21 protein-coding genes and 2 pseudogenes are annotated in these 23,163 nt (G+C 57.1%); 18 read left to right on the top strand and 5 right to left on the bottom strand.

The window, feature by feature from the left end; all coding sequences use genetic code 11:
* The first annotated feature begins 15 nt into the window (after window positions 1-15).
* From E1958_RS09135 to E1958_RS09090, 9 genes are all read left to right on the top strand, one after another.
* Window positions 16-798, top strand: a complete 783-nt coding sequence (locus tag E1958_RS09135; RefSeq protein ID WP_133511612.1) for a succinate dehydrogenase iron-sulfur subunit — start codon at window positions 16-18, stop codon at window positions 796-798.
* A gap of 81 nt (window positions 799-879) precedes the next feature.
* Window positions 880-1,482, top strand: coding sequence for a polysaccharide deacetylase family protein (locus E1958_RS09130; RefSeq protein ID WP_207787560.1), 603 nt, complete (start codon window positions 880-882; stop codon window positions 1,480-1,482).
* Between the two features lie 51 nt (window positions 1,483-1,533).
* On the top strand, window positions 1,534-1,869 hold the full coding sequence (locus E1958_RS09125) for a hypothetical protein (protein WP_133511610.1): 336 nt from the start codon (window positions 1,534-1,536) through the stop codon (window positions 1,867-1,869).
* Window positions 1,870-3,107: 1,238 nt separating this feature from the next.
* Window positions 3,108-4,190: a transposase gene (locus E1958_RS09115; RefSeq protein WP_133511609.1), complete on the top strand. Its 1,083-nt coding sequence runs from the start codon at window positions 3,108-3,110 to the stop codon at window positions 4,188-4,190.
* A gap of 423 nt (window positions 4,191-4,613) precedes the next feature.
* Window positions 4,614-5,219: a hypothetical protein gene (locus E1958_RS09110; protein ID WP_133511608.1), complete on the top strand. Its 606-nt coding sequence runs from the start codon at window positions 4,614-4,616 to the stop codon at window positions 5,217-5,219.
* 60 nt (window positions 5,220-5,279) lie between these two features.
* Window positions 5,280-5,906 (top strand): hypothetical protein, encoded by a 627-nt coding sequence (locus E1958_RS09105; RefSeq protein ID WP_133511607.1) that lies wholly within the window; start codon window positions 5,280-5,282, stop codon window positions 5,904-5,906.
* Window positions 5,907-6,016: 110 nt separating this feature from the next.
* Window positions 6,017-6,592, top strand: coding sequence for a type I restriction endonuclease (locus E1958_RS09100; protein ID WP_089723986.1), 576 nt, complete (start codon window positions 6,017-6,019; stop codon window positions 6,590-6,592).
* A gap of 146 nt (window positions 6,593-6,738) precedes the next feature.
* Complete coding sequence (locus E1958_RS09095; RefSeq protein WP_089723985.1) at window positions 6,739-6,978, top strand: FAD assembly factor SdhE; 240 nt, start codon at window positions 6,739-6,741, stop codon at window positions 6,976-6,978.
* A 125-nt stretch (window positions 6,979-7,103) separates the two neighbouring features.
* Window positions 7,104-8,192: a transposase gene (locus tag E1958_RS09090; RefSeq protein ID WP_133511606.1), complete on the top strand. Its 1,089-nt coding sequence runs from the start codon at window positions 7,104-7,106 to the stop codon at window positions 8,190-8,192.
* A gap of 185 nt (window positions 8,193-8,377) precedes the next feature.
* On the opposite strand, the gene E1958_RS21250 is transcribed toward E1958_RS09090, so the two are convergent.
* From E1958_RS21250 to E1958_RS21245, 3 genes and pseudogenes are all read right to left on the bottom strand, one after another.
* On the bottom strand, window positions 8,378-9,040 hold the full coding sequence (locus E1958_RS21250) for an ISAzo13 family transposase (protein ID WP_279512424.1): 663 nt from the start codon (window positions 9,038-9,040) through the stop codon (window positions 8,378-8,380).
* A 77-nt stretch (window positions 9,041-9,117) separates the two neighbouring features.
* Window positions 9,118-9,171, bottom strand: a pseudogene (locus tag E1958_RS21765) (hypothetical protein); the annotation flags it as partial.
* Window positions 9,156-9,485 (bottom strand): hypothetical protein, encoded by a 330-nt coding sequence (locus tag E1958_RS21245; protein ID WP_243448291.1) that lies wholly within the window; start codon window positions 9,483-9,485, stop codon window positions 9,156-9,158. The pseudogene E1958_RS21765 and the gene E1958_RS21245, both read right to left, overlap by 16 nt.
* Before the next feature lie 198 nt (window positions 9,486-9,683).
* Here E1958_RS21245 and E1958_RS09080 point away from each other — a divergent pair, with 198 nt between their 5' ends.
* From E1958_RS09080 to mfd, 5 genes and pseudogenes are all read left to right on the top strand, one after another.
* Window positions 9,684-9,887, top strand: coding sequence for an addiction module protein (locus E1958_RS09080; protein WP_089728625.1), 204 nt, complete (start codon window positions 9,684-9,686; stop codon window positions 9,885-9,887).
* Complete coding sequence (locus E1958_RS09075; RefSeq protein WP_089728623.1) at window positions 9,874-10,083, top strand: hypothetical protein; 210 nt, start codon at window positions 9,874-9,876, stop codon at window positions 10,081-10,083. Before E1958_RS09080 ends, E1958_RS09075 begins: the two co-directional genes overlap by 14 nt.
* A gap of 7 nt (window positions 10,084-10,090) precedes the next feature.
* Window positions 10,091-10,330: an FAD assembly factor SdhE gene (locus E1958_RS09070; protein ID WP_133511605.1), complete on the top strand. Its 240-nt coding sequence runs from the start codon at window positions 10,091-10,093 to the stop codon at window positions 10,328-10,330.
* Window positions 10,331-10,547: 217 nt separating this feature from the next.
* A pseudogene (locus tag E1958_RS09065) lies at window positions 10,548-11,072 on the top strand (transposase).
* Between the two features lie 244 nt (window positions 11,073-11,316).
* Window positions 11,317-14,841 (top strand): transcription-repair coupling factor, encoded by a 3,525-nt coding sequence (gene mfd, locus E1958_RS09060; RefSeq protein ID WP_243448290.1) that lies wholly within the window; start codon window positions 11,317-11,319, stop codon window positions 14,839-14,841.
* Window positions 14,842-15,474: 633 nt separating this feature from the next.
* Here mfd and E1958_RS09055 read toward each other — a convergent pair.
* Window positions 15,475-17,493 (bottom strand): P-loop NTPase family protein, encoded by a 2,019-nt coding sequence (locus E1958_RS09055; protein WP_133511603.1) that lies wholly within the window; start codon window positions 17,491-17,493, stop codon window positions 15,475-15,477.
* A 47-nt stretch (window positions 17,494-17,540) separates the two neighbouring features.
* Entirely contained in the window at window positions 17,541-18,758 is a 1,218-nt protein-coding gene (locus tag E1958_RS09050; RefSeq protein ID WP_133511602.1) for a hypothetical protein, read from the bottom strand.
* A 746-nt stretch (window positions 18,759-19,504) separates the two neighbouring features.
* Here E1958_RS09050 and E1958_RS09045 point away from each other — a divergent pair.
* The 4 genes from E1958_RS09045 to amrS all read left to right on the top strand — a co-directional run bounded on the left by E1958_RS09045 (window position 19,505) and on the right by amrS (window position 23,048).
* The gene (locus E1958_RS09045) at window positions 19,505-20,491 is read left to right on the top strand and encodes an acetoin utilization protein AcuC (protein WP_133511601.1); all 987 of its coding nucleotides are present in this window, start codon (window positions 19,505-19,507) and stop codon (window positions 20,489-20,491) included.
* Window positions 20,488-20,805 (top strand): heat shock protein HspQ, encoded by a 318-nt coding sequence (gene hspQ, locus E1958_RS09040; protein WP_089728611.1) that lies wholly within the window; start codon window positions 20,488-20,490, stop codon window positions 20,803-20,805. Before E1958_RS09045 ends, hspQ begins: the two co-directional genes overlap by 4 nt.
* A 206-nt stretch (window positions 20,806-21,011) precedes the next feature.
* A complete protein-coding gene (locus E1958_RS09035; protein ID WP_133511600.1) occupies window positions 21,012-21,668 on the top strand; it encodes an ATP-binding protein in 657 nt (218 codons plus the stop codon).
* A 297-nt stretch (window positions 21,669-21,965) separates the two neighbouring features.
* Window positions 21,966-23,048, top strand: a complete 1,083-nt coding sequence (gene amrS, locus E1958_RS09030; RefSeq protein ID WP_133511599.1) for an AmmeMemoRadiSam system radical SAM enzyme — start codon at window positions 21,966-21,968, stop codon at window positions 23,046-23,048.
* The last annotated feature ends 115 nt before the right edge of the window (window positions 23,049-23,163 follow it).

The following is a 23,163-nucleotide window of genomic DNA, read 5'->3' as shown; positions in this document are numbered from 1 at the left end:
ACGAGGAATGAGCCAATGGCTGAATTTCGGCTGCCGAAAAATTCGGTCGTGCAACCGGGTAAGACCTTCAAGGCCGCTGACGGCGCGAAGAACACCAAGCGGTTCGTGATTTACCGCTGGGACCCGAGCTCCGGCGAAAACCCGAGCACCGACACCTACGAGCTCGATCTCGACAGCTGCGGCCCCATGGTTCTGGATGCCGTGCTCAAGATCAAGAACGAAGTGGATTCGACGCTATCGTTCCGCCGCTCCTGTCGCGAGGGCGTGTGCGGCTCCTGCGCCATGAACATCGACGGGACCAACACCCTGGCCTGCACCAAGGCGATCGCTGACATCAAGGGCGATGTAATGATCTATCCCTTGCCACATCTGCCGGTGGTGAAAGACCTGGTGCCGGATCTCACCAACTTCTATGCCCAGTATGCCGCCATCAAGCCCTGGATGTGGACCCAATCGACCCCGCCGCCGGATCGAGAGCGCCTGCAATCGAAAGAGGACCGAGCGAAACTGGACGGGCTTTACGAGTGCATCCTCTGTGCTTCTTGTTCGACCAGTTGCCCTAGCTACTGGTGGAACGGCGACCGCTATCTGGGACCTGCGGCCCTGCTCCAGGCCTATCGGTGGATCGCCGACAGCCGCGACGAGTCCACTGGCGAACGGCTCGACGAGCTGGAAGACCCCTTCCGACTCTTCCGCTGTCACACCATCATGAACTGCACCAACACCTGTCCCAAGGGTCTCAATCCGGGCAAGGCAATCGGCGAGATTAAACGGATGATTGCGATGCGGGTGCTTTAGGCTGCGCAGCCTTGCGAACTTTCATCAGAGTCCCAGAGTCCCCCTTGTTCAAGGGGGACTTGACAAGTAGGTATATCGATCATGACAGAGTATAGAAAAATCATTTTCTCATTTGATGATGGTCCGCACCCTATTAAAGCACTCAATGATATCTGTACTGTACTACGAAAAAGTGCCATCAAAGCTGAATTTTACGTACGTGGCGATGAAGCGGAGAAATACCGTGATGCAGTAAGAATGATTGCTGGTCAAGGACATAAAGTTCAAAATCATTCTTGGAGTCACCCTAACTTAGCGAAGGCAAGTGAGGATGAAGTAAGATCTCAACTTGAAAGAACTCAGAAAATAATCAAAGAAATAACGGGTGTAATGCCAACGAAAGTACGCCCACCTTATGGTGCAGGGGGATGGCCTAAGAAATATGATCCAGAGCTTCTAAAAGTCGCACAAAGCTTATCACTGAGTATTCACAATTGGGATATTGATACTGAAGATTGGAAAACACCGAAAGGTATTGGTCCGACTAAAATAGAAAACATTGAAAAACAACTTAAATTTAGGAATAAAGGGAAGAGGATGCTCAATGTGCTTATGCACGTACAAAACGAGACAGCGCGTGATCTTCCTGATTTCATTAAATATCTAAAAGAATCAGGCTTTACGTTTTCAGCACCGTTGGGCTGAATCGGTTTGGCAAAGAAACGCCGTGCTATGATTCATCGCAGATTATACATAGTGCTCTTAACCGCTCTTCTGGTTGGTTGTTATGCTGACTTGTCGCCGATAGAAAGTGCTGGCGCAGAATACAGACGCAACAGAAGCTATAAGAGCCTTGAGGTTATTTACAAGAGCTTGTTTCCAGGAATGCAGCGGAAGGAAATCGAGCGCCTATTGGGCGAACCGGATTATTCGCCGGGTGGCGGCCAATACTATTATTCTTCAGACCGGTCGGTCTATGTAGAAGAGCAGGAGTGGGAAGTTGTTGTCGGTTTGGTCGTGGACTACCGAGACAAGAATGATGCGATCACAGAAACGCTTCAGGAATTCTGGCTGGGGCCTATCGGTGAGTAGCCGCGTCGGTCATGGTGCCTTCGCGAACGGATCGAGGAATCAGGATTGATCGAACCATTTGTTGGCTCGTTCCCACGCTCTAGAGACTGTGAAAGTATTACTGAATTTTCAGGGTGGGAGGAACAGGGGGACACAATTTCCCCAAATTAGGCGGCATATCTTGCTCCCATACCCACTTTGCACAGAATTTAGCGTGAAATGCGAAAATTCCACCACCATCAGGAAAAGCGAATACTTTACACAGTCTCTCGGAGCGTAGGAGCTAGTAGAAATACGCCATCCCCATCACTATCCTGTGAAATAACTGGTTGCAAGGATCCTGTGAGCGTTTCAGACAAGGGTATCATCAATAGTTTTCTATCAAAGATGGTGGCTCTCTACCGGTCTACGACTGAGGCTGGTCACTACGCCACCCAATACTGGGCTGACATCGCTGTTAATTCCAAGCACCTACTGCTCCACTGGCTAACATTCCCGGAGTATTTGCCGCATTATGGACACCTGAAACTGCACCCGCAACCGCAATCACGCTAGCTACCGCAGGCTACGGATTTGTAGCTCTTCCCAAGAATCTGGTCCATTTCACTACCGCCACAGGGTTTCGTGGAATTGCAGCGTCCGGAGCAATCAGTTCCTCGAGAATCGGGCTCTTTGGTCCGGGCGTATATATAGCAAAGATTGGTCGGCCATTGAATCTTTTTGTTCGTGCTACCGCTCGAATTCCAGTACATCTTGCTACTCCCGCTGGTACAGTCCGCATCATTCCTTGTCTAGTCTATGTGCGTTGGGGCCTATCTCCTATCGTTCTTCCATAGGGGGGCTTATGTTTAGAGCGTTGAAAATTCTGGTTCTCCTTTGGGCGTGGGGCTGTTGGGGATGGGTAGTCTATAGTCATCAGTGGCTTTGGCTTATTGCCTCGGTCATTCCGTATTTCCTGTTCACTACCTTTGGTCACCATCTTGATTCGACTTACAAAGGGCTTTTGAAGTAATGAAAGCAGTTGTTTTTTTATTGATGCTGTTATTATCCGAGCCGAGCAATTCCATGGAGAATTTCGGTGCAGAGGAATTTACCCTGTGGAATAGAATTGTTACGAAAGACTTTTTCCAATCCATCAGTGGCCCGGGAGAGAGATAAAAGGACACCAGAGATAAAAGCAGAGATAAAAGGACACCCATCTTGTTTGACTTGATCCTCCCTCTAAGCTTAACCCAATATTCTCAGCTAGGAGTCCGACCGTGACCGCTCCCCGCTCGGTTCTTGTCTCGCTTGAGGACACCCCCTGGTATCACTGCGTATGCCGTTGCGTGCGCCGTGCCTTCCTGTGTGGTGAGGACCAGCTCTCAGGGATGAATTTCGACCACCGCCGCGGCTGGATTGTCGAGCGTATTCGGCAACTTGCCGCCTTGTTTGCCATTGATGTGGCCGCTTATGCGGTGATGAGTAACCATTATCACATCGTGGTGCGGATCGACCGGGAACGGGCCTTGGAGTGGTCGATAGAGGAGGTGCTGCGGCGCTGGACGGCGCTCTTCACCGGACCGCTGTTGGTGACGCGGTATCTCTCGGCGTCACGGGCAGAGATGAGCCAGGCGGAAATCGCCGAGGTCGAGGTACTTGCCGAGGTCTACCGGGGGCGGTTGCACGATTTGTCCTGGTTCATGCGTACCCTCAACGAGCACATCGCCCGCCGGGCCAATGCGGAGGACGGGGTGAAAGGACGCTTTTGGGAGGGTCGCTTCAAGAGCCAAGCATTGCTCGATGAGAAGGCGTTGCTGGCGGCAATGGCCTATGTGGATCTCAATCCGGTACGGGCGGGGCTAGCCGAGACGCCGGAGACTTCGGACTACACCTCGATTCGGGAGCGCGTCGGCGGATTGCCGGAAGAAGTCGGGTCCAAAACTAAGGAGACCGCAACCGTCAAAGATCCTGAGGTAATGCTCGATGGGGAGTGGTTACAACCGGAGGCCAAGACGCACGGCTTACCCCAAGCTCCGCTGATGCCCTTTGATGCCACTGCGCGGACTCCTTGGGCGGTGCCGTTTGCCTTCGAGGATTACCTGGAGCTGGTCGATTGGACGGGCCGGGCGTTACGTGCGGATAAGGCTGGATATATCGAGGCGCGAGAGCCCAAGATCCTCGTGCGCTTGGGCATCAATGGGGAGCAGTTTATCGGCTATTCCAAACGTCTTCTCAAGGTGTTCGGAACGGCGGTCGGCGCGTCGGCATCGCTCGCGGATCTCTGCGTCCGGCGTCAGGCCAAGTACCTGCGTGGCATTGAGGCTGCGCGAGCGATGTTTGTAGCCAAACAGGCAGCGTGATAGGGTTGAGTGATTAGGATCCACTGTCTTGAATGCATTTTGCGTCTACTTGGCAGAAACCGCCAAGGCAGGCAAATCAAAAACCTAAAGGAATTAGAACAAGCACTCAAATCCGCTTAAATTCTGAATCTTTTCGGCATAAGATGTGAAATTTCTTATAATTATCATGGCCTTCCGGTTTCGGCAATCCCTGTCGAACTTAGCAGTATTGCCTTGGGATGTATGGAGGGGATAGCCCGCGTAGGGCGGGTGAGAGGCACGCTTCAGGGCCAAACCAACCACTGTGATCGGGTGCCTCGTCACCCGCCGTATAGGTGTGGTAGTCCCCAGGTGGCGGGTGGCGGCCATCCCTGGCCTGACGCGGGCTCACCCGTTAATTGAGCGTTAGGCATCGAAATAACCAGAAATCAATAGGATATTGTTATGGCATACAGCGAATTTACGATAAAAAAGGCAAAAGACGAATTTGGACTAAAAATCGCCGAAAACAAAGATATTTTCGAGGAGGTGGAATCTGTTGAAGTCAGTGATGACCTTAAAATTAAATTGGAGGAAAATGTGCCATTAGCCTTGGCCATAAATACAGAAAAAGCAAGATCAGAGTTTATTATTGCCTTTGTTTTATTGGAATTAAGAAATAACTTCAAAGGCAAAATCAGTTTGTTTTCAGGAATAGATTTTGAAGTCGACAAGGAAAAACATCTAAATGGTTTTTGTGATTTCATTATTAGCCTTTCTTCGGAACAGCTTTTTCTCACCACCCCCATTGTGACGGTAGTTGAAGCAAAAAATGAAAACATTATCGGTGGAATCGGGCAATGTTTGGCTGAAATGGTCGCATCAAAAATATTCAATGAAAATGAAAATAATCATTTAGATAATATCTATGGAGTGGTCACCACGGGAAGTGCCTGGAAATTTTTAAAGCTTAGTAGGCATACGGTCTTTATAGATAAAAAGGAATATCACATTGAACATATTGGAAAAATTATGGGGATTTTAAGTGCGATGATAAATCAAATCGCTTGACTAGGGAACGGTGAGTCGTTCTGACAGAAGCCTGTTCAACGTGTCGAGGAGGTGAGAAATATGGCATTTATTGATTATAAGAGTATGGAAGACGTGTTGCGGAAAGAACCTGTCATTATTCTCAATGAAGCATTCCTGCCAGAGCAAGTAACGAGAGACTTGCCAGACTGGTTTTTGCAAGACATTACATTCGCCTTATCCATTAAACGCTCTCAAGAAAATGAGGCGTTTTATGAAGAATTTTTCATTGTTCCATTTCTGAAAGAAATCTGGAAACATCACAGAAATATCAAAGTGTGGTCGCATATTTATATCCAATACGACGACGATTTATGCGGAAATCCGGACTATATTGTGTCTGCCTTACATGAGGCCCACTCGTATGAAGTGCTGAGTACCCCTCTCTTAGCGGCGATTCAGGCGAAACAACAAAATTTTATTGCAGGCTGGGGGCAATGTCTTGCTGCCATGCTTGCCTGTCAGAAAATCAATGCCGATCACCCTCGAGACGATCAGCCATTACCTCCGGTGTATGGGATTGTCTCGACTGGTGAGATCTGGGAATTTGGCAAACTCGAAGCGCACACATTGAAAAAATATCCTGCCCCGATTTCAATTGCCAACCCGGTCCAACTTGCGGGAGTGCTGGATTATATTTTTTCGGAATGTGAACGTGTGTCATTTTAGGATGCGGAATTTCTTATAATTATCATGGCCTTCCGGTTTCGGCAATCCCTGTCGAGCGTAGCGGCATTGCCTTGACTCGATTGCATTGGGATATCCGGAGGGGATAGACGATGTTTAGTGATTTTAGAACCAAAACGGATTTGGAGCGCATCGGCTATAAACTGAAGGAAAAGGATCTGTCGCTCCCAGAGCATGAGCAGATTTCTGATGCGGCCTATGACAATATCCAAACATTTATGAAACTGTTTTATAGCAATGAAGAGGCCGTCAAAGCCCTCATTTTGACACCTATTGTCGTCAATGTTATCGAACAATTGCACGGAAAATACAGTATCCTCTATGAAGAATACATCGAGGTTGATGAGAACTTGAGGGGACGATGTGATCTGATTGTCTCGAAGGTCGAAGAGGATGATACGAATGATACATTAGGTGATTATCCGATTGTGGTGATTGAGGCAAAAAAGAAGACGATTGAAGAGGCCTTGAGTCAATGTGCCGCCGAACTTGTGGCCTTGCATAAACTTGGGAAACACGCGCAGTATGGTGTAATTTCAACCGGGGATGACTGGATGTTTTTGGAGATTTTCCCCGAGCAACAGCTTGTCTACCAGCATCACCGCAAGTTTTATCTTCCTGATATTCGACGTGTTGCCAATATTCTGTTAAGCATGCTTACGGTGTGATACCAGGGAGTACTGTGTAAACTGTATGTGATGTAACCTATTGCATGGTAATCATCTTTATCCGCAGATTACGCAGATTTTCACAGATTATTTCATTTTCATCTGTGAAAATCTGCGTAATCTGCGGATTAAAAAGTAACGTCTCAATGACCCATTACGCCAAGCTGAAATGGTATTGTCGCCGGGGTATGCGTGAGTTGGACCTGCTCCTGGAGGGTTTTTTGGAGAACCGATACGAGGCGCTCTCCGCAACCGACCGTGTGAGCTTCGAGCGCCTGTTGGATTGCAGCAACGAGGACCTCATGGCCTGGCTTATCGATGGGGATTCTCCACGAGACGAGCAATTGGCGGGAATCGTGAACTGGATACGAACTCGACACTTGTAATCCAAGCTATTTTCCGCAAGAAAGGAACAAAAAACAAAAAAAGGACACCCACTTTGTTTGGCATCTCTTCCACCCCAAGCTAAGCTCCTTCCCGACACCAAGATCAAGATCACAGGAAATCTGCCATGACCGCCCCCCGCTCCGTTCTTGTCTCTCTTGAGGACACCCCCTGGTATCATTGCGTCTGTCGCTGTGTACGTCGTGCCTTCTTGTGTGGCGAGGACCACGCCTCGGGTATGAATTTCGACCATCGCCGCGATTGGATTGTCGAGCGTATGCAGCAGCTTGCGACCCTGTTTGCCATCGATGTGGCCGCCTACGCGGTGATGAGTAACCACTATCACATCGTGGTACGCATCGACCGGGAACGGGCCTCGGAGTGGTCGATAGAGGAGGTCCTGAAACGCTGGACGGCGCTCTTCACCGGGCCGCTACTGGTGACGCGGTATCTCTCTGAGTCGCGAGCGAAAATGACCCAGACGGAGATTGCTAAGGTTGAGGAACTTGCCGCGGTCTATCGGGAGCGGTTACACGATTTGTCCTGGTTCATGCGTACCCTCAACGAACACATCGCCCGCCGGGCCAATGCGGAGGATGGGGTGAAGGGGCGTTTTTGGGAGGGCCGTTTCAAGAGCCAGGCGTTGCTCGATGAGAAGGCACTGCTGGCGGCAATGGCCTATGTGGATCTCAATCCGGTACGGGTCGGGCTTGCCGAGACGCCGGAGACTTCGGACTATACCTCGATTCAGGAGCGCGTCGGTGGATTGCCGGAAGAAGCCGGGTCTAAAACCGGCTCGCAGGAAACCGCAACCGTTAAAGATCCTGACACAGCACTCGATGGGGAGCGGTTACGGCCGGAGGCCGAGACGCAAATCTTGCCCCAAGCCCCGCTGATGCCCTTTGATGCCACTGCACGGACTCCCTGGGCGGTGCCTTTTGCCTTTGATGACTACTTGGAGCTGGTCGACTGGACGGGCCGGGCGTTACGTGAGGATAAGTCTGGATCCATCGAGGCACGAGAACCCAAGCTCCTCGCGCGATTGAGCATTGATGGGAAGCAATTTATCGGCTATTCCGAGCGTCTTCTCAAGGCATTCGGAACGGCTGTCGGCGCACCGGCATCGCTCACGGATCTCTGCGCCCGGCGTCAGACCAAGTACCTGCGCGGCATCCGGGCTGCGCGAGCGGTGTTTGTAGCCAAACAAGCGGCGTGATAAGGTTTGAGTGGGTAAAGTCCGCTGTGAGGACCGATTGGGTTGCCCGTTCCCCGTCGCTGTGCTTTTTGGGGAGCCGATTTGCAATGTTAGCCCTTCTATAAAAGGCCCCGCAATGGAAGTCAAATTAAGCAAGCAACAAAAAATCACCGTAAGTAACGATTCAAAAATAAGCAATACACTAATCACAAAAATTCATTGGCATTAACGACGTAGTTCCATTTTCCAAGAACGCTGTCATGGCGAATGAACTTGTGTTTAATCTCGTGGAATGTCTCAGAGCATTTTCGTCCCAGTTCGTAGACGGTATCGAGCAGGCATGCCTTGGCCGTGAGCCCGGTTTGGGTGCGGGTGCGCTGGATGGCTTCCCGGGCGGTCCGGGCCGAATCGAGAATGACACCGCTTAAGCTGCGCTCGACTTGGCTGAACAAGCGGTGCTCAATGGGGTGCCACTTGGAGGTGTACGGGGGGTAGTGAGCGACACGCAGACGTAAGCCCAAGCGGCGGCTCAGCGCCACCAGGTCTTCTTTGAAGCGCAGCGAACGCGCGGCGTTGGCGCCTCCAGCATCGAAGGTCAACAGGATTTCCCGCGTGTGCGGATAATGCTCGGCACGATCTTCGTGCCACGCCAGGGCGATGGCATCGCAGACAAAGGCGCTGGTCTCGCGGGAGGTGCCCAAGGTGATGAAGCTCGCATTGTCACGGTAGTCATACACCCCGCGAGGGACCAAGATACCCGTGGTGAGATGGCGATAATCGTGGTCATAAACGAGCTGAACATCGGTGCTGTAACATGGCCCGCGACGATGCCGGTGGCCCAGCACCTCCTTCTTCTTTGGTATCGACACACAACTTTGGTATCGACACACAACACGGGTACGCCGCGGGCACGGGCTTGGCGGCGCAAGGTAGCGATATGACGAAACTGCTGGTCGCGTTCATGCGGATCGACGTGCCCGGTGATCAGCTCCTTGCGCAGGGAACGGCGACGATAGCCGGCCCGCGCCAGCAGCTTGGCGGCCGTGCACGCACAAGCACCTGCTGCGCCAGCTGCACCGGTTTGAGGTCGGTCCAGCGCACCGTTTCATCGGTGGGGCTGCCGGCACTGTGGGCTTCGAGGACGTCTCCCAGGGTCTCTTCCAACCCCGGTTGACGTTGGGTGACCTGGCGACGACCGCCGCCGGGGCGGCGGATGCGCTTCTCATTGCCGCTGGGGCGCCGTGGGCGTTGGGGATCGTCATGGTTCATCTCCTCCAACTCGCGGATCCCGGTATAGATTGTTCGCCGACTCATCCCCAACACCCGCGCCACATACGCGATGCCGCCAAAGCCGATCTTCAGCGCCTCAAGCGCGGCGTAGCGGCGTCGATGGTCTTCCGGCAGCGAACGGCAATAGTAGTCATTGCTAGAACTTCAGGGCTTTCAATCGAAGAGATTAAAGAACTATAATCAATCAGTTTGGCTTTCAAGAAGCGTAGAACGGAGTTTCAAATGGATAACAATTTACTTGATTCCGCTTTAAAGATGCCCCCAAACGAACGAGTGGCGTTCGCGGAGTTAATTCTCGCCAGCATTGACCATGAGGAAGAAGAGACCAGGAATTGCTGGGTGTTGGAAGTAAGAAAAAGGATAGAAGAGGTAAATAGGGGGAAAGCGAAACTTTTAGATTTTGAGAAGCTTTATGTTGAAGGTTGAAATTCACGAGTTCGCTTCAAACGAGTTTAACGAGGCGATAGAATGGTATGACGCTCAATCGAAGGGACTGGGGAATCGATTTAAAAAAGCGGTAATAAGACAAATCGGAAGCGTACGCAAAAATCCGAATTGGTATCCAAAAGAGGAAGAGGATATCTACAACCACTACCTGCGGATTGAAAAAGTGACAGAGTAACGTCTCAATGACTCATAAGGCCAAGCTGAAATGGCATTGTCGCAGGGGAATGCGCGAGTTGGACCTGCTGCTCGAGGGGTTTTTGGTGGATCGATACGAGGCCCTCTCCGCGGCCGACCGTGCGAGTCTTGAGCGTCTGCTAGATTGCCGCAACGAGTACCTCATGGCGTGGCTCATCAATGGGGATTCTCCAAAAGACGAGCAGTTGGCGGGAATCGTGAACCAGATACGAACTCGACACTTATAATCCAAGATATTTCCCGCGGCTGATTGTCCAAGATGCTTTTGGAAATCTATTTATCCCACCTCTACCGGGAAAGGCGGATTCTTTAGAGGCTGTCCAAAAACTAATACCTTGATTTTTAATGGGTATGGATAAAGGTACTTGATTACCCACGAGAACCAGCCACGATCCTGGAAAATGGTCTAGAATAGGAATCATTGAGTTGGGGGAAGGTAAGGTCATGTCGAAGAATTCCATCCAGTTCCAAAAAGGGCTCAGTTTGCCGGAATTCCTGGAGCATTACGGCAGCGAACAGCAATGCTATGACGCGCTCTTCAGGCTGCGCTGGCCGGACGGTTTCGTCTGCCCGAATTGTGGTAACACAACGCATTGCCGGATCACAAGCCGTAAGGTCTATCAGTGCAACCGTTGCCACCACCGGACAACGCTGACCAGCGGTACCCTCTTCGCATCCACGAAGCTCCCGTTGACGAAGTTGGCATTGTCTCTGCAGGCGGCAGAAAAGGCGTCGAACAGCCTGCATTCAAATGGGTCAACACGATGCTTGGCAACATAAAGAACGCCATCACCGGTACGCTTCACCCCGTGAGCCTCAAGCACGTACCGCAGGTACCTTGCTGAGTTTGAGTATCGATTCAACAGACGGTACCGGTTGGGCGACATGGTCGAACGCCTCACCTATGTTGCACTCAGGACACCACCAATGCCATACCGCCTCTTGCGCATGGCTGAGATTTATGGGTAATCAAATTAAGTTAAGCCGTCATTCCAGCAGGGATTGCCGGAATCCAGTCCGCGGGAGCGGACAAGACGGCGTTCCCACGCTGAGCGTGGGAACGAGCTGGATGCTCACAGCCCATCCTGGGCTGGCTCGCTGTTGGCTATGTCCCCACTTAAAGATTGACCACTATCCCTGCGTGAAGCCCTTCGGCGGCTGTGAGAAAATCGGCCCCCCTTGACCATTTGTTGTGCCTCGCCTCCCGAACCCGATGATGTCCACCACAGCCGCCAGGGTAACCGCCGCTCCCAGTCCCGTTTCCCCCCTCGCGCCGCCGCTGCCTGCTAAAACCGGCGAGCGCTTACTGTGGGGCCGCCTGTACGGATCGAGCCGGGCCCTGGCCATCGCCAAGGCCGCCGAACAGGCGCCGGGGCCGGTGCTGGCCGTGGTGGAGGATGTGCAGACGACCTCCCGGCTACAGGCCGAGCTCAAGTTCTTCCTGGTCGGCTCCGAGCTGCCGGTGCTCGGCTTCCCGGATTGGGAGACCCTGCCCTATGACCAGTTCTCACCCCTGCCGGAGCTGGTCTCCGAGCGCTTGCTGACCCTGCATCGGTTGCCGAGCCTGAAGCGCGGCATCCTGGTGGTGCCGACGGGCACCTTGCTCCAACGTCTGGCGCCGCGGGAGTATGTGGATAGCCACTCCCTGGTACTGGCGGTCGGTGACCGCCTGGATCCGGACGCCATGCGCCGCCGCTTGGAGCAGGCCGGCTACCAGTGCGTGTCCCAGGTGATCGCCCACGGCGAGTTCGCGGTGCGCGGCTCCCTACTCGATCTCTTCCCCGCCGGCAGCGAGTTGCCTTACCGGATCGATCTGTTCGACGCGGAGGTAGAGAGCATCCGCACCTTCGACCCGGACAGCCAGCGTTCCCGGGATCAGGTCCCCCACATCCGGTTGTTGCCGGCCCGGGAGTTCCCCTTAAGTGAGGAGGGAATCGCCGCCTTCCGCCAGCGCTACCGCAGGACCTTCGAGGGCGATCCCAAACAGAGCCTGATCTACCGCGAGGTCTCCGCGGGCTCGGTCCCCGGTGGTCTGGAGTACTACCTGCCCCTGTTCTTCGACCGCACCGCCACCCTGTTCGACTATCTTCCCGAGGGGACGCTGGTGATCGAGGACGCCCAATGTCGGGAGGCGGCGGAGCGCTTCCTCGCCGACGTGGCCGTCCGCTATGAGCAGCGTCGGCATGACCTCGAGCGCCCCCTGCTGCCTTCCAACCGGCTCTATCTGACGACGGACGAGCTGGCTGCGCGGCTCAACCGTATGTCCGGTGTCATGCATCAGGCGACCGAGATAGCGGAGCGCCGCAAGGGCTTCAGTGGGGTAGTGAACTTCACCACCCGCATGCTGCCGGCACTGGCGATCCAGGCCCGGACGGCCCAACCCGCCGGGGCGCTGCGGGAGTTTCTCGCCACGCCCGGGCGGCGCGTGTTGTGCACCGCCGAGAGCGCTGGCAGGCGCGAGATGCTGCTGGAGAACCTGCACGGATTCGGCATCGAGGTACGCCCGGTGGCCGGCTGGCAGGCGTTTGTCGCGTCCGGCGAGACCCTGGGACTGGCGGTGGCGCCCTTGGAGCAAGGGCTATTCCTGAAGCATGGGGGGGAGCCTAAGGGGGAACGCGAAGACCTGGCCCTGATCACCGAGACCCAGCTCTACGGTGCACAGGTGCGTCAGGCCCGCCGACGGCAGCGGGCCGAGCGCGACGGCGAGGCGGTGGTCCGCAACCTCACGGAGCTGCACCTGGGCGCTCCCGTGGTGCATGAGGACCACGGCGTCGGCCGCTATCTGGGGCTCCAGACCCTGGAGATCAACGGCATGGCTACCGAGTTCCTGACCTTGGAGTACGCCCAGGACGACAAGCTCTATGTCCCGGTTGCCTCCCTGCACCTGATCTCCCGTTACACCGGCGCCTCCGAGGCGGCCGCCCCCCTGCACCGGCTGGGGAGCGGACAGTGGGAGAAGCTCAAACGCCGGGCCGCGGAGAAGGTGCGGGACGTGGCCGCCGAGCTCTTGGATGTCTATGCGCGCCGGGCCGCGCGCCAGGGTTTCGCCTTCCCGATCGATGGGGAGGATACTGCCGCCTTCGCCGCGAATTTCGAGTTCGAGGAGACCCCGGACCAACAGCAGACCATCGACGCCGTACTCGCCGACATGACCGATGCCAAGCCCATGGACCGGGTGGTGTGCGGTGACGTCGGCTTCGGCAAGACCGAGGTGGCCATGCGGGCCGCCTTCACGGCGGTGCAGGGCGGCAAGCAGGTGGCCGTGCTGGTGCCTACCACCCTGCTCGCTCAGCAGCACTATGAGAACTTCTCGGACCGCTTCGCCGACTGGCCGGTCCGGGTCGAGAGCCTGTCACGCTTTCGCACCGCCAAGGAGCAGCAGCGCATCCTCGCAGGCCTGGCCGATGGCACTATCGACATCGTGGTCGGCACCCATAAGCTGCTCCAGAAGGGCATCGTCTTCAAGCAGCTCGGGCTGGTCATCGTGGATGAGGAGCACCGCTTCGGGGTCCGTCACAAGGAACGGCTCAAATCCCTGCGCAGCAAGGTGGACATCCTGACCCTGACCGCCACCCCCATCCCGCGCACCCTGAATATGGCTATGTCCGGCCTGCGGGACCTGTCCATCATCGCCACGCCGCCGGTGGCGCGCCACCCCATCAAGACCTTCATGAGTCAGTGGAACGACGCCCTGATCCAAGAGGCCTGCCTGCGCGAGCTCAAGCGCGGCGGCCAGATCTATTTTCTCCACAATCAAGTGGAGACCATCGACAATACGGCCAAAAAGCTCGCGGCCCTGATCCCGGAGGCCCGCATCCAGGTCGCCCACGGCCAGCTGCGCGAGCGGGAGCTGGAACGGGTGATGCGGGACTTTTACCATCGCCGCTTCAACCTGCTGGTGTGTACCACCATCATCGAGAGCGGCATCGACGTACCCAGCGCCAACACTATCCTCATCAACCGCGCTGACAAGCTGGGCCTGGCCCAGCTCCATCAGCTCCGCGGGCGGGTCGGGCGCTCCCACCACCGGGCCTATGCCTATCTGCTCACCCCGCCCCCGGCGGCCATGACCCCGGACGCCAAGAAGCGTCTGGAGGCCATCGAATCCCTGGAAGACCTGGGGGCCGGCTTCACCCTCGCCACCCACGACATGGAGATCCGCGGCGCCGGTGAGCTGCTGGGGGAGGAGCAGAGCGGCCAGATCCAGGAGATCGGCTTCAGCCTCTACATGGACCTGCTCGAACGGGCGGTCGCGGCCCTCAAATCCGGCCGCACCCCGGCGCTCGACCGCCCCCTGGACCAGGGCGCCGAGATCGATCTGGCCGTTCCCGCCCTGCTGCCGGACGACTACCTGCCCGACGTACACAGCCGCTTAGTTCTGTACAAACGGATCGCCGGCGCGGCCACCGGCACGGCGCTCACAGAGCTCCAGGTAGAGATGATCGACCGCTTCGGCCTGCTGCCGGACCCGGCCAAGAACCTGTTCGCCGTCACGGCACTCAAGCTCAAGGTCAAGCCCTTCGGCATCAAGAAAATCGAGGCCGGCCCCACCGGCGGACGCATCCTGTTCGACGCCGAGCCCAGGATCGACCCCACCCGCATGCTCGAGCTCATCCAGGCCAGCCCTAAGGAATTCAAGCTCGAGGGCACGGACAAGCTACGCTTCTTCCGCGACCTGACCGATCCGGCCAAGCGGGTGCAGCAGGTCAGCGCCGTCATTCAACAGATAACAGGCTGAGCCGCAAAGGTGCAAAGGGTGCAAAGATTTTTTTGATCCGCAGATTGTTTCATTTGCTAAAGCAAGAGGTGAAACAAATTGCCAAGCACATTGTCACCGATGCGCAGGTCTGCCTTGGGCAAGAATGTGCGGGGCTGAACCTTCTTGTTTATCTGCTTGCGCTGTGGAAAAGTCAGCCAGGTAGGTTGGGCAAAGCCCGCCATGGACGGCGGGCGTGCCCAACAAATTGGTTGGATGTTGGGCCCGGGCTATCCAAAGATGCGGTTCGCTGCCTGCCCGTGCGTCCCTTCACCTAGACAGGTGCTCACCGCATCCTACGCGCTGTTTTGGGTAAAAACGTGAAAATGACCTATTCCAGAGAATATACTTCCAGCTCCGCTCCAACGTCACAAAACACCAACCACTGGAGCGTTCAAAACGGCGCTCCTACCCTGAAAGCTGGGAACGAGCAGGCAGCGCGTGAGCGGCGGGTGACCGCATTGCGTTCCTGGTTGGACAGCTTGCCGGAGGTGCCGTCCGTTCCGGCGCACGCTATCGACCGTTCCGAGCTCTATTGATGCCGACCTATCTCCTCGATACGAATGTCGTACTTCGTCTTCTCGACCGACCGGCGGATCCGCATCGATCGATGTGCTAACCGTCGGGGCCTTTCCGCAATTCGTCGAGCAGGGTCTCGGCGAGGGCCGGCTTGTCCGCCAGGGCCCGGTGGCATTCCAGGATGCGGGCCTCGTAGTTTTCCCGTGGTTCGTCCGGACACACAATCCGCTCGCCCAGGTGGGTCAGGATCAAGAGCCGCAGCAGGGTCTGCAGGTCGCCGGCGATATGGCGGTACGCCGCCGCCTGCTGCTCCGGCGTAGGCCCGTCGCCCGATTTCGCTTCGGTGTTGGCTGCTATGCCCTCGGCTTGGTAGCCGACGGTGTGGCGCAGGCCCTGCGGATCGATGATCTCGATACCGGGCTCCAGCGCCTTCCGGATCTTGCCGTAGGTCGCTTCACTGTCATCACCCGCCTGTAGACACTCGGCCGCGGCCCGGGCGTGCCGGCGAATCGCAATGGTATCCGCACCCGAGAGATTGGCCTCTCCCAGGTGCCCCTCCCACTGTTCCAGCTCTTCTTTGAGCAGAATCCTGGCGGCCCAGCGCCGCGTCCTGCCGGCTGCTCCTACCTCGGCGAACGAGAGGGTGCGGCGGGCACGGATGATCTCCCGCGGGATACCGCCGCCGAAGAGGGCCGCCACCTCCAGACACGCGCGCGGCAATCGCTCGGTGTCTTCCCCCGTCTCCTCGCGGCGTTCCAGCATAGCGACGGCGGTCGCCACGCCTATCTGTCGGACGTCGATTATCTCGTCAAAGGTGCTCTCGAAGATATCCTGGCCCGACGCCAAGCGACGACGGAAGGAGCGGGCGGCGTCTTCGGAGATGGAGATGAGATAGAAGATCCCCGGCACAAACAGGGCCCCTTTGATCTCGGTGAGTAATTCTTTGACCTGCTCGGGATCATGTATCTTGTCCAACTCATCGATGGCAATCACCGCCTTGCCGTTGTAGGCCCGTCGCACCTGATCCAGGAAGCTCGTATAACGCGTGGTCAGGCCCGGCAGGGTCAGATCCTGCGCGGCCAATGTCTGCTTGCGCCCGAGGTTGATACCCTTCCAGGACAGGCCGGCACTGGACTCCCGGCTGCTACGATAGGCGAGCTGCTCCAGGAATCCCTCCGCCTCGGCAGAGAGCGTCAGATAACGCCAATTGACCAGGGCCCGCGCCAGACTCGAAAGTGTCCGCCAAACCGGTACCGTCAAGATCAAAAGTAGGATACCCGCAAGGGCAATCCAGAAAAGGGTTGGCAGGTTCTTGAGGTTGGTGGAACCCGGTGACGGCGCAGCCAAGGCGGACTCTGGTGACGCCGTATCCAGAGCGGGTCGCGCACGGGGGATTACATCCCCATCCAACAGATATCGGTAAACCTGTAATACTTCCCGGAATTGCCGCAACCTTGAGACATCGAACGCAAGACGCGGGTCGGCGTCGGCGAAGGCCTCCAGGATGAGCTCACTGACCAGCTTGGTCTGTGCTTCCTGCTCATTGCTTGCAGGACTCCGCAGATGGAAGCCCAGCTCTCGACTCAGATGGGCAAAGGGTGCAGCCAGCTTGTCTTTGGCCCAAGAGATCAACTCTGCCCATTCGACAAGATTCAACTCGTCGATATCTGGCCTGTAGATGTTGTTTAACCAGTCGAAGATCCACTGATCGTTTACAGGCGTGTTTTCAATTTCCTCCAACCATTTTCCCCACTGCTGCCAAGGAAGGGAAAAGATGAGAAAGGGGAACGGCGAAAGGGGGTAGTCCGAGTCTAGTTTCGTCCGGTATAAACACAGGGCCTTTCGGGCATCCGCATCCCTCTTCTCATCCTCATCCTTCTTCAGCACATACCAGAGAAGTGAGAATCGACCCGGATCTGACGCGGGCACCAGGAGATAGCCGGCATTCGATGAATCTTGATTGACCTCCTTGCCAAGTGCCTGGTCGATTTGAGTCAGGAGCCGGTCGACGGTTTTCCGTTCGGACTCAATAGGCAGGGTTTGATACCAGAGCACGCTCCCGAGCAGCGGTTCCCAAACCCAGTCGTTCCAGCCCTTTTCTCCGTCTGTGATCATCGTCGGCCGATCTCCCATCCACACCCACAACAGCGAGAAGATGGCCATTACGGCGAACAGAACCAACAACGGATTGCGGATCTGCTGCCAGAGTTTTCCACCAGCGCCGGCGCGTTTCTCGTGTAGAATGGGCTCCAGGTCGTCCAGGGTCTTGCGACAGACGGCGCGGCAGACGGAAATGAAGAATCCCAGATCCGGGTCGTGGCGGACGGGGGGGCCGTGACCTCCAAGGTGAAATAATCGTGCTCGAGCTGGGCCAGCAAGTGGCGGGTCAGGGCGGATTTGCCGGCGCCGCGCACGCCGGTTACGCCGAACACGCCCCCGTCGGACCGCCGCACGGCTTCCTGCAGCCGATTCGAATAACCCGCTACGTCGGTGTAATGCTCGACCCTGGACTGGATGGATTCGGCACGATCCGAATGCCCCTCGGGCAACGGATTGACCGGCGAGCGACGCAGCCGCAGGAGGGCCCAGTAGAAGACAGCCACCGGCGTAGTGAGGACGATCGTGATTAACACGAGATCGAAATCTATCCTTCTGTCTAGGCCGATGAGCACCGCGAGAAACCATGTCAGAATGATCCAGGCAGGGATGTGGGGCAGCCAACGGCGCAGGAGTGGACCCGAAGCCCAGAGGGTACGGCGCGTAAGCACTGATAGCACACAGGCGATGCCCAAGAGCGCCGCAAATGCGATCGCTAGGATGCTCCCATCCAACAGGGCTCCCCAAAAGCCTCCCCACAAAAAGGCCAAAAGCAGAATCAGGGAGACGAGTGACCAGGCGTAGAGCGTAGGCGCCGAGAGCCATTTGGTCAGCTTCGCATCTAGCCGCGGAATTCGTTCCAGTGCACGCTCGACAGTGCTGAAGAGCCGGGGGACGGTCGTCCCGACCAGAATCGGCATTGCAAGCACAAGGGTGACAGCAAGGATCTGGTCGCCGGAATCTACACCAAGCACCAAGACGCCAACGGCTATGGCGACATTGAGCAAGCCGATGATCAGGAGCCAGCGCGGCCAGTCGGCAGGCCGTCCCGCAAGCCGGCAACGGAAATTGGTCAGAGTGACGATCAATGCCGGCGCTAAGTGCACCAATGCCAGCCCGAAGACATTCAGTCCTTTCATCCAGTACAAGAGGACGGTCAGGATCGCAAGCCCGAGCAGCAAGCTGGCCGTTGCGGCATAGGCCACCGGCCGTTTCCGAAAGACGGCTCGGACCCGTGCCCGGAAAGTGGTCCGACGCCCGCCCAACCTGTTCCCATATGACATGTCTGCTCTTATCCTCCCGCCAATCCAGAACAGGGAGCTAAAGCGCCTATATTCGGCGTGTGGATACTCTACTCCAATTCTAACCCGCTGGTAGTTAATATTTAAATGATTTGTTGGGCACGCTGCCGTCCAAAAATGCGATTCGCTGCCTACCTGCCCCGTCCCTGGGGAGGGTGTCGCAAAAGCCCCTCTCCCGCCGGGAGAGAGCCTGCCCCGAGCGCAGCGAGGGGGCTTGGGGAGAGGGGGGCAAAGGACGAGATCGGTGCCTTTTGCGACACCCTCCTGGGGCGGTAGGCAGGCGCTCACCACACCAACGATGCGGTTCGCGCCGGTTGCTCCGCGCCCGGCGCTCACCACATCCTACCGGCTTTGCCCAACCTACGAGCTAGCCCAATCTACCTCTGATCCACTTGGCGTGCGCCGGCAAAGCGGTGCAATCCGCCCTGCATTAGGAGGGTAGGATATTGAATTCCATTTACAGGGAATGCTTACCGAAGGTTATGATGTACCGGAGCCTTCGAGCCTATCGAGTTTTATTGAGGTTGCCGCTTAGAGACCAATGCCATTAACTTAAACATTAACCACTATCGCCCGGTGTATCGAAATATGGGGACTGGCTACGGCAGGTAACGCATGGCTGGCGCTCTCAAGCAGTGAGATTTGACCATTCAGAAAATTTATGTGCGCCCTCAGCCTGGAATGTGACAGAGTAGGGTTAGGTTCTCGAGGGAGGATGCATCGGTGCCATGACTATCCATACGACGGCAGAGAGACGGATCGGTGTTTACGGCGGGGAGCAACTCGCTCGCTACGGCTTCGGCGATGGGCACCCCTTTGGCCCGGATCGCCACGACGCCTTCTGGGATGCCCTCGCGGAGTCGGGTCTGAAGGCGAAGATTCGGAGTCTGCCGCCGGTCCAGGCGCGGGACGAGGAGGTGCTGCGCTTTCACACCGGTCCCTACCTCGAACAGGTACGGCAGCAGTCCGCAACAGGCCAGGGCTATCTGGATTATGGCGATACGCCGGCCGTGGTGGGCATCTACGAGTCGGCGCTGTTCGTGGTCGGGAGTACACTGGATGCGGTGGCGCGGATCCTGGCCGGGGATCTGACCCGCGCCATGGTGCCTATCGCCGGGCTCCACCACGCGCGACGCGACGGGGCGGCCGGCTTCTGCGTCTTCAACGACTGCGGCGTCGCCATCGAGACCCTGCGGCAAGTGCACGGTATTCAGCGCATCGCCTATGTGGATATCGATGCCCACCATGGCGATGGGGTCTTCTACGCTTTTGACGATGACCCCGAGCTCGCCGTGGTCGACTTCCACGAGGATGGGCACTATCTGTATCCGGGCACCGGCCATGCCGACGAAACCGGAACCGGCGCGGCCCGTGGTACCAAGTTGAACGTGCCTTTGCCCCCCTTTGCCGAGGATGGGCAATTCCTGCGTCTGTGGTCCAGGGCCGAGCGTTTCATCGAAAACTACAGGCCCCAGTTTATTCTGTTGCAGTGCGGGGCGGATGCCCTGGCCGGCGATCCCATCACCCACCTGCAGCTGAGCCCGGCGGTGCACCGGCAAGTAACCGCCTCCCTGTGCCGGATCGCCGATGAGATTTGTGAGGGTCGTCTCCTCGCCATGGGTGGCGGTGGCTATGAGCGCGACCACACGGCGCGGGCCTGGACCCAGGTGGTGGCCGCTATGGTCGAAACCACCGAGCGCGGGATCGAACCATGAGGTCACTCCAAGCTAAATTCCACATCGGGCAGGTGATCCGCCACCGGCTGTTCAATTACCGGGGCGTTGTCCTGGACGTGGACGCGATGTTTCTGGGCAGCGATGCCTGGTACGATCAGGTGGCGCGCTCGCGTCCACCCAAGGACAAGCCCTGGTACCGGGTGCTGGTACACGAGGCGGAGCACCAGACCTATGTGGCGGAGCGCAATCTGGAGCCGGACCCATCCGGAGACCCGATCCGACATCCCCTTTTGACTGCCTTCTTCACCGACCACGAGGATGCCGGCTACCGGCTGCGTTTTCGGCATAATTGAGACCAATTATGGAAATGTTTGGTGTGGTCCGGAGGGAAAAGATCCCTCCTGCGTCGGGACAGGGTTTGACGGGTTGCATTACGCTGTGTGAGGTGGACCCCAGGCGTTTCCCTGCGCGGCTAACGCAACCTACACCCAACGCGAGACCCGCCTCAGGCCACTTTCCATAGATTGCCCCGAATCGACATGTCCCTGGGCGTAGAACCATGACCCAAGTAGAGATACAACAGGCCGTTGAGTCGATCTGGACCCTGTTCCGGGAAACCGACCGGCGTCTCGACCAGCGTGTCGCAGAGACCGACCAGCGTCTCGACCAGCGTATCGCAGAGACCGACCGGCGTCTCGACCGGCGTTTCGAGGCCACGGAGCGGGAAATCGCGGCCCTCTCCGCCCAGACGCGGGCGGTCGAGAACCTGTTTACCAGCCAGTGGGGCCGGTTGCTCGAGGCCCTCGTAGAGCCAGGAGTGGTCGAGCTGTTCCAGGCGTGGGGGATCGCGGTCAACCGCAGCCTGGAGCGGCCGCGGGTACGCCGGGGCGGAGAGGAGCTGGAGATCGATCTGCTACTGGTGAACGGTGACGCCCTGGTGGTGGTGGAGGTCAAGAGCACCCTGCGGGTAAAGGACGTGCGCAAGTTTCTTGAAGACCTGAAGAAGTTTCCGGAGTTCTTCCCCGAATACCGGGGCTACCGCCTGTTCGGAGCGGTTGCCGCCTTGGGCATCGATGAGTCCGCGGACCGGTATGCCTATCGCCAGGGGTTGTTCGTGCTGACCCTGGGTCGTGAGGGACTCGTCACTCTGCGCAATGACAGTGGCTTCCGGCCAAAGGATTTTGCCGCCGATGATAGCGTTGGGGGTAGTGGTTAAGGTTTAAATGGAAACCTAGCCACTAGCAGTGTGTTGGGCGCGCCACAAGCTGTACCCCCTCTCCCTCCGAGGGTGTCGCAAAAGCCCCTCTCCCGCCGGGAGAGGGGTTGGGGAGAGGGGATCAAATAAGAAATGGGGAGTGGTCAATGAACCCCTCTATGCTGACCACTTAAAAATTTACCACTACCGCGTTGGGAAAGTGATGGTGGTTAATATTTAAATGATTTGTTGGGCACGCCGCCGTCCCTGGCGACTTTGCCCAACCTACGAGCTTGAGAGCATCTGTACCAGGTGACCATGAGCGTCCGACCGAGTCATCACCCGACGCGCTACTGGCACCGGCTGGAAGACGGCCGCATCCAGTGCGATGTCTGCCCGCGGGCCTGTAGGCTCAAGGCGGGGCAGCCGGGGTTGTGCTTTGTGCGTATCTGCGCGGATGATCAGATCCTGCTCACCAGCTACGGGCGTTCGAGTGGTTTCTGCGTGGATCCGATCGAGAAGAAGCCGCTCAACCACTTTCTGCCCGGTACCCCGGTGTTGTCCTTTGGGACAGCCGGCTGCAATCTCGCCTGTAAGTTCTGCCAGAACTGGGATATGAGCAAATCCCGGCAGATTGATACCCTGGCCGCAAGCGCTATGCCCGCGGCCATCGCCCGCAAGGCCGAGGAGCTGGGGTGCCGTAGCGTCGCCTATACCTACAATGACCCGGTCATCTTTCTCGAGTATGCGCGGGATACGGCCCTGGCCTGCCGGGAACGGGGCATCCGTAACCTGGCGGTGACCGCAGGCTACGTCAATCCGGGGGCGCGGGAGGACCTCTTCTCCGCCATGGATGCGGCCAACGTGGATCTGAAGGCCTTTACTGACGACTTCTACCGGCGCCTCTGCAGCGGCCGGCTGGCGCCGGTGTTGGAGACCTTGGAATACCTCAAACAGGAGACCCAAGTCTGGCTCGAGCTCACTACCCTGCTGATTCCGGGCCACAATGATTCCAACGCCGAATTGGAGCGCATGTGCGCCTGGGTCCGGGAGCACCTGGGCCCCGAAACCCCCATGCACTTTACTGCCTTTCATCCTGACTGGAAGCTGCAGGACCTGCCGCCGACGCCGCCCGAGACCCTGACCCGGGCGCGGGTGATCGCCCGCCGCAACGGGATACGCTACGCCTACACCGGCAACGTCCGGGATCCCGAAGGGGGGAGCACCTGGTGCCACAGGTGCGGGGCGCTGCTCATCCAACGCGATTGGTACCGGCTCGGGACTTGGGGACTGACGCCGGAGGGCAAGTGCACAGCCTGCGGTACCGCCTGTGCCGGCCACTTTGAATCCCAGCCCGGCACCTGGGGTGCCAGGCGCCTGCCGGTAAGTATGCCGGCATGATCCGAAGCTGGAGACTGATTTGTGAGGATACTCCGGAGTCAGGCCCTGCGCCCCGCCCATTATCCGGTCCTATAGGGACCAATGGGCATTCATTGTGGACAACCCCACCGCCGCA

Source organism: Candidatus Thiosymbion oneisti (assembly GCF_004359955.1).
GTDB lineage: Bacteria > Pseudomonadota > Gammaproteobacteria > Chromatiales > Chromatiaceae > Thiosymbion > Thiosymbion oneisti.
Note: the sequence above shows the minus strand (reverse complement) of the source record. Positions and strands in the feature narration are given on the sequence as shown.

Bases quoted from the DNA above. Each gene is read 5' to 3' on its own strand.
- E1958_RS09035 (WP_133511600.1), top strand. From the start codon at position 21,012: ATGACCCAAGTAGAGATACAACAGGCCGTTGAGTCGATCTGGACCCTG.
- E1958_RS09130 (WP_207787560.1), top strand. From the start codon at position 880: ATGACAGAGTATAGAAAAATCATTTTCTCATTTGATGATGGTCCGCAC.
- E1958_RS09095 (WP_089723985.1), top strand. From the start codon at position 6,739: ATGACCCATTACGCCAAGCTGAAATGGTATTGTCGCCGGGGTATGCGT.
- E1958_RS21245 (WP_243448291.1), bottom strand. From the start codon at position 9,485: ATGAGTCGGCGAACAATCTATACCGGGATCCGCGAGTTGGAGGAGATG.
- E1958_RS09110 (WP_133511608.1), top strand. From the start codon at position 4,614: ATGGCATACAGCGAATTTACGATAAAAAAGGCAAAAGACGAATTTGGA.
- E1958_RS09055 (WP_133511603.1), bottom strand. From the start codon at position 17,493: ATGATCACAGACGGAGAAAAGGGCTGGAACGACTGGGTTTGGGAACCG.
- E1958_RS09100 (WP_089723986.1), top strand. From the start codon at position 6,017: ATGTTTAGTGATTTTAGAACCAAAACGGATTTGGAGCGCATCGGCTAT.
- E1958_RS09135 (WP_133511612.1), top strand. From the start codon at position 16: ATGGCTGAATTTCGGCTGCCGAAAAATTCGGTCGTGCAACCGGGTAAG.
- hspQ (WP_089728611.1), top strand. From the start codon at position 20,488: ATGAGGTCACTCCAAGCTAAATTCCACATCGGGCAGGTGATCCGCCAC.
- E1958_RS09045 (WP_133511601.1), top strand. From the start codon at position 19,505: ATGACTATCCATACGACGGCAGAGAGACGGATCGGTGTTTACGGCGGG.
- E1958_RS09050 (WP_133511602.1), bottom strand. From the start codon at position 18,758: ATGTCATATGGGAACAGGTTGGGCGGGCGTCGGACCACTTTCCGGGCA.
- E1958_RS09080 (WP_089728625.1), top strand. From the start codon at position 9,684: ATGGATAACAATTTACTTGATTCCGCTTTAAAGATGCCCCCAAACGAA.
- E1958_RS09090 (WP_133511606.1), top strand. From the start codon at position 7,104: ATGACCGCCCCCCGCTCCGTTCTTGTCTCTCTTGAGGACACCCCCTGG.
- E1958_RS09070 (WP_133511605.1), top strand. From the start codon at position 10,091: ATGACTCATAAGGCCAAGCTGAAATGGCATTGTCGCAGGGGAATGCGC.
- mfd (WP_243448290.1), top strand. From the start codon at position 11,317: ATGATGTCCACCACAGCCGCCAGGGTAACCGCCGCTCCCAGTCCCGTT.
- amrS (WP_133511599.1), top strand. From the start codon at position 21,966: ATGAGCGTCCGACCGAGTCATCACCCGACGCGCTACTGGCACCGGCTG.
- E1958_RS09075 (WP_089728623.1), top strand. From the start codon at position 9,874: ATGTTGAAGGTTGAAATTCACGAGTTCGCTTCAAACGAGTTTAACGAG.
- E1958_RS09105 (WP_133511607.1), top strand. From the start codon at position 5,280: ATGGCATTTATTGATTATAAGAGTATGGAAGACGTGTTGCGGAAAGAA.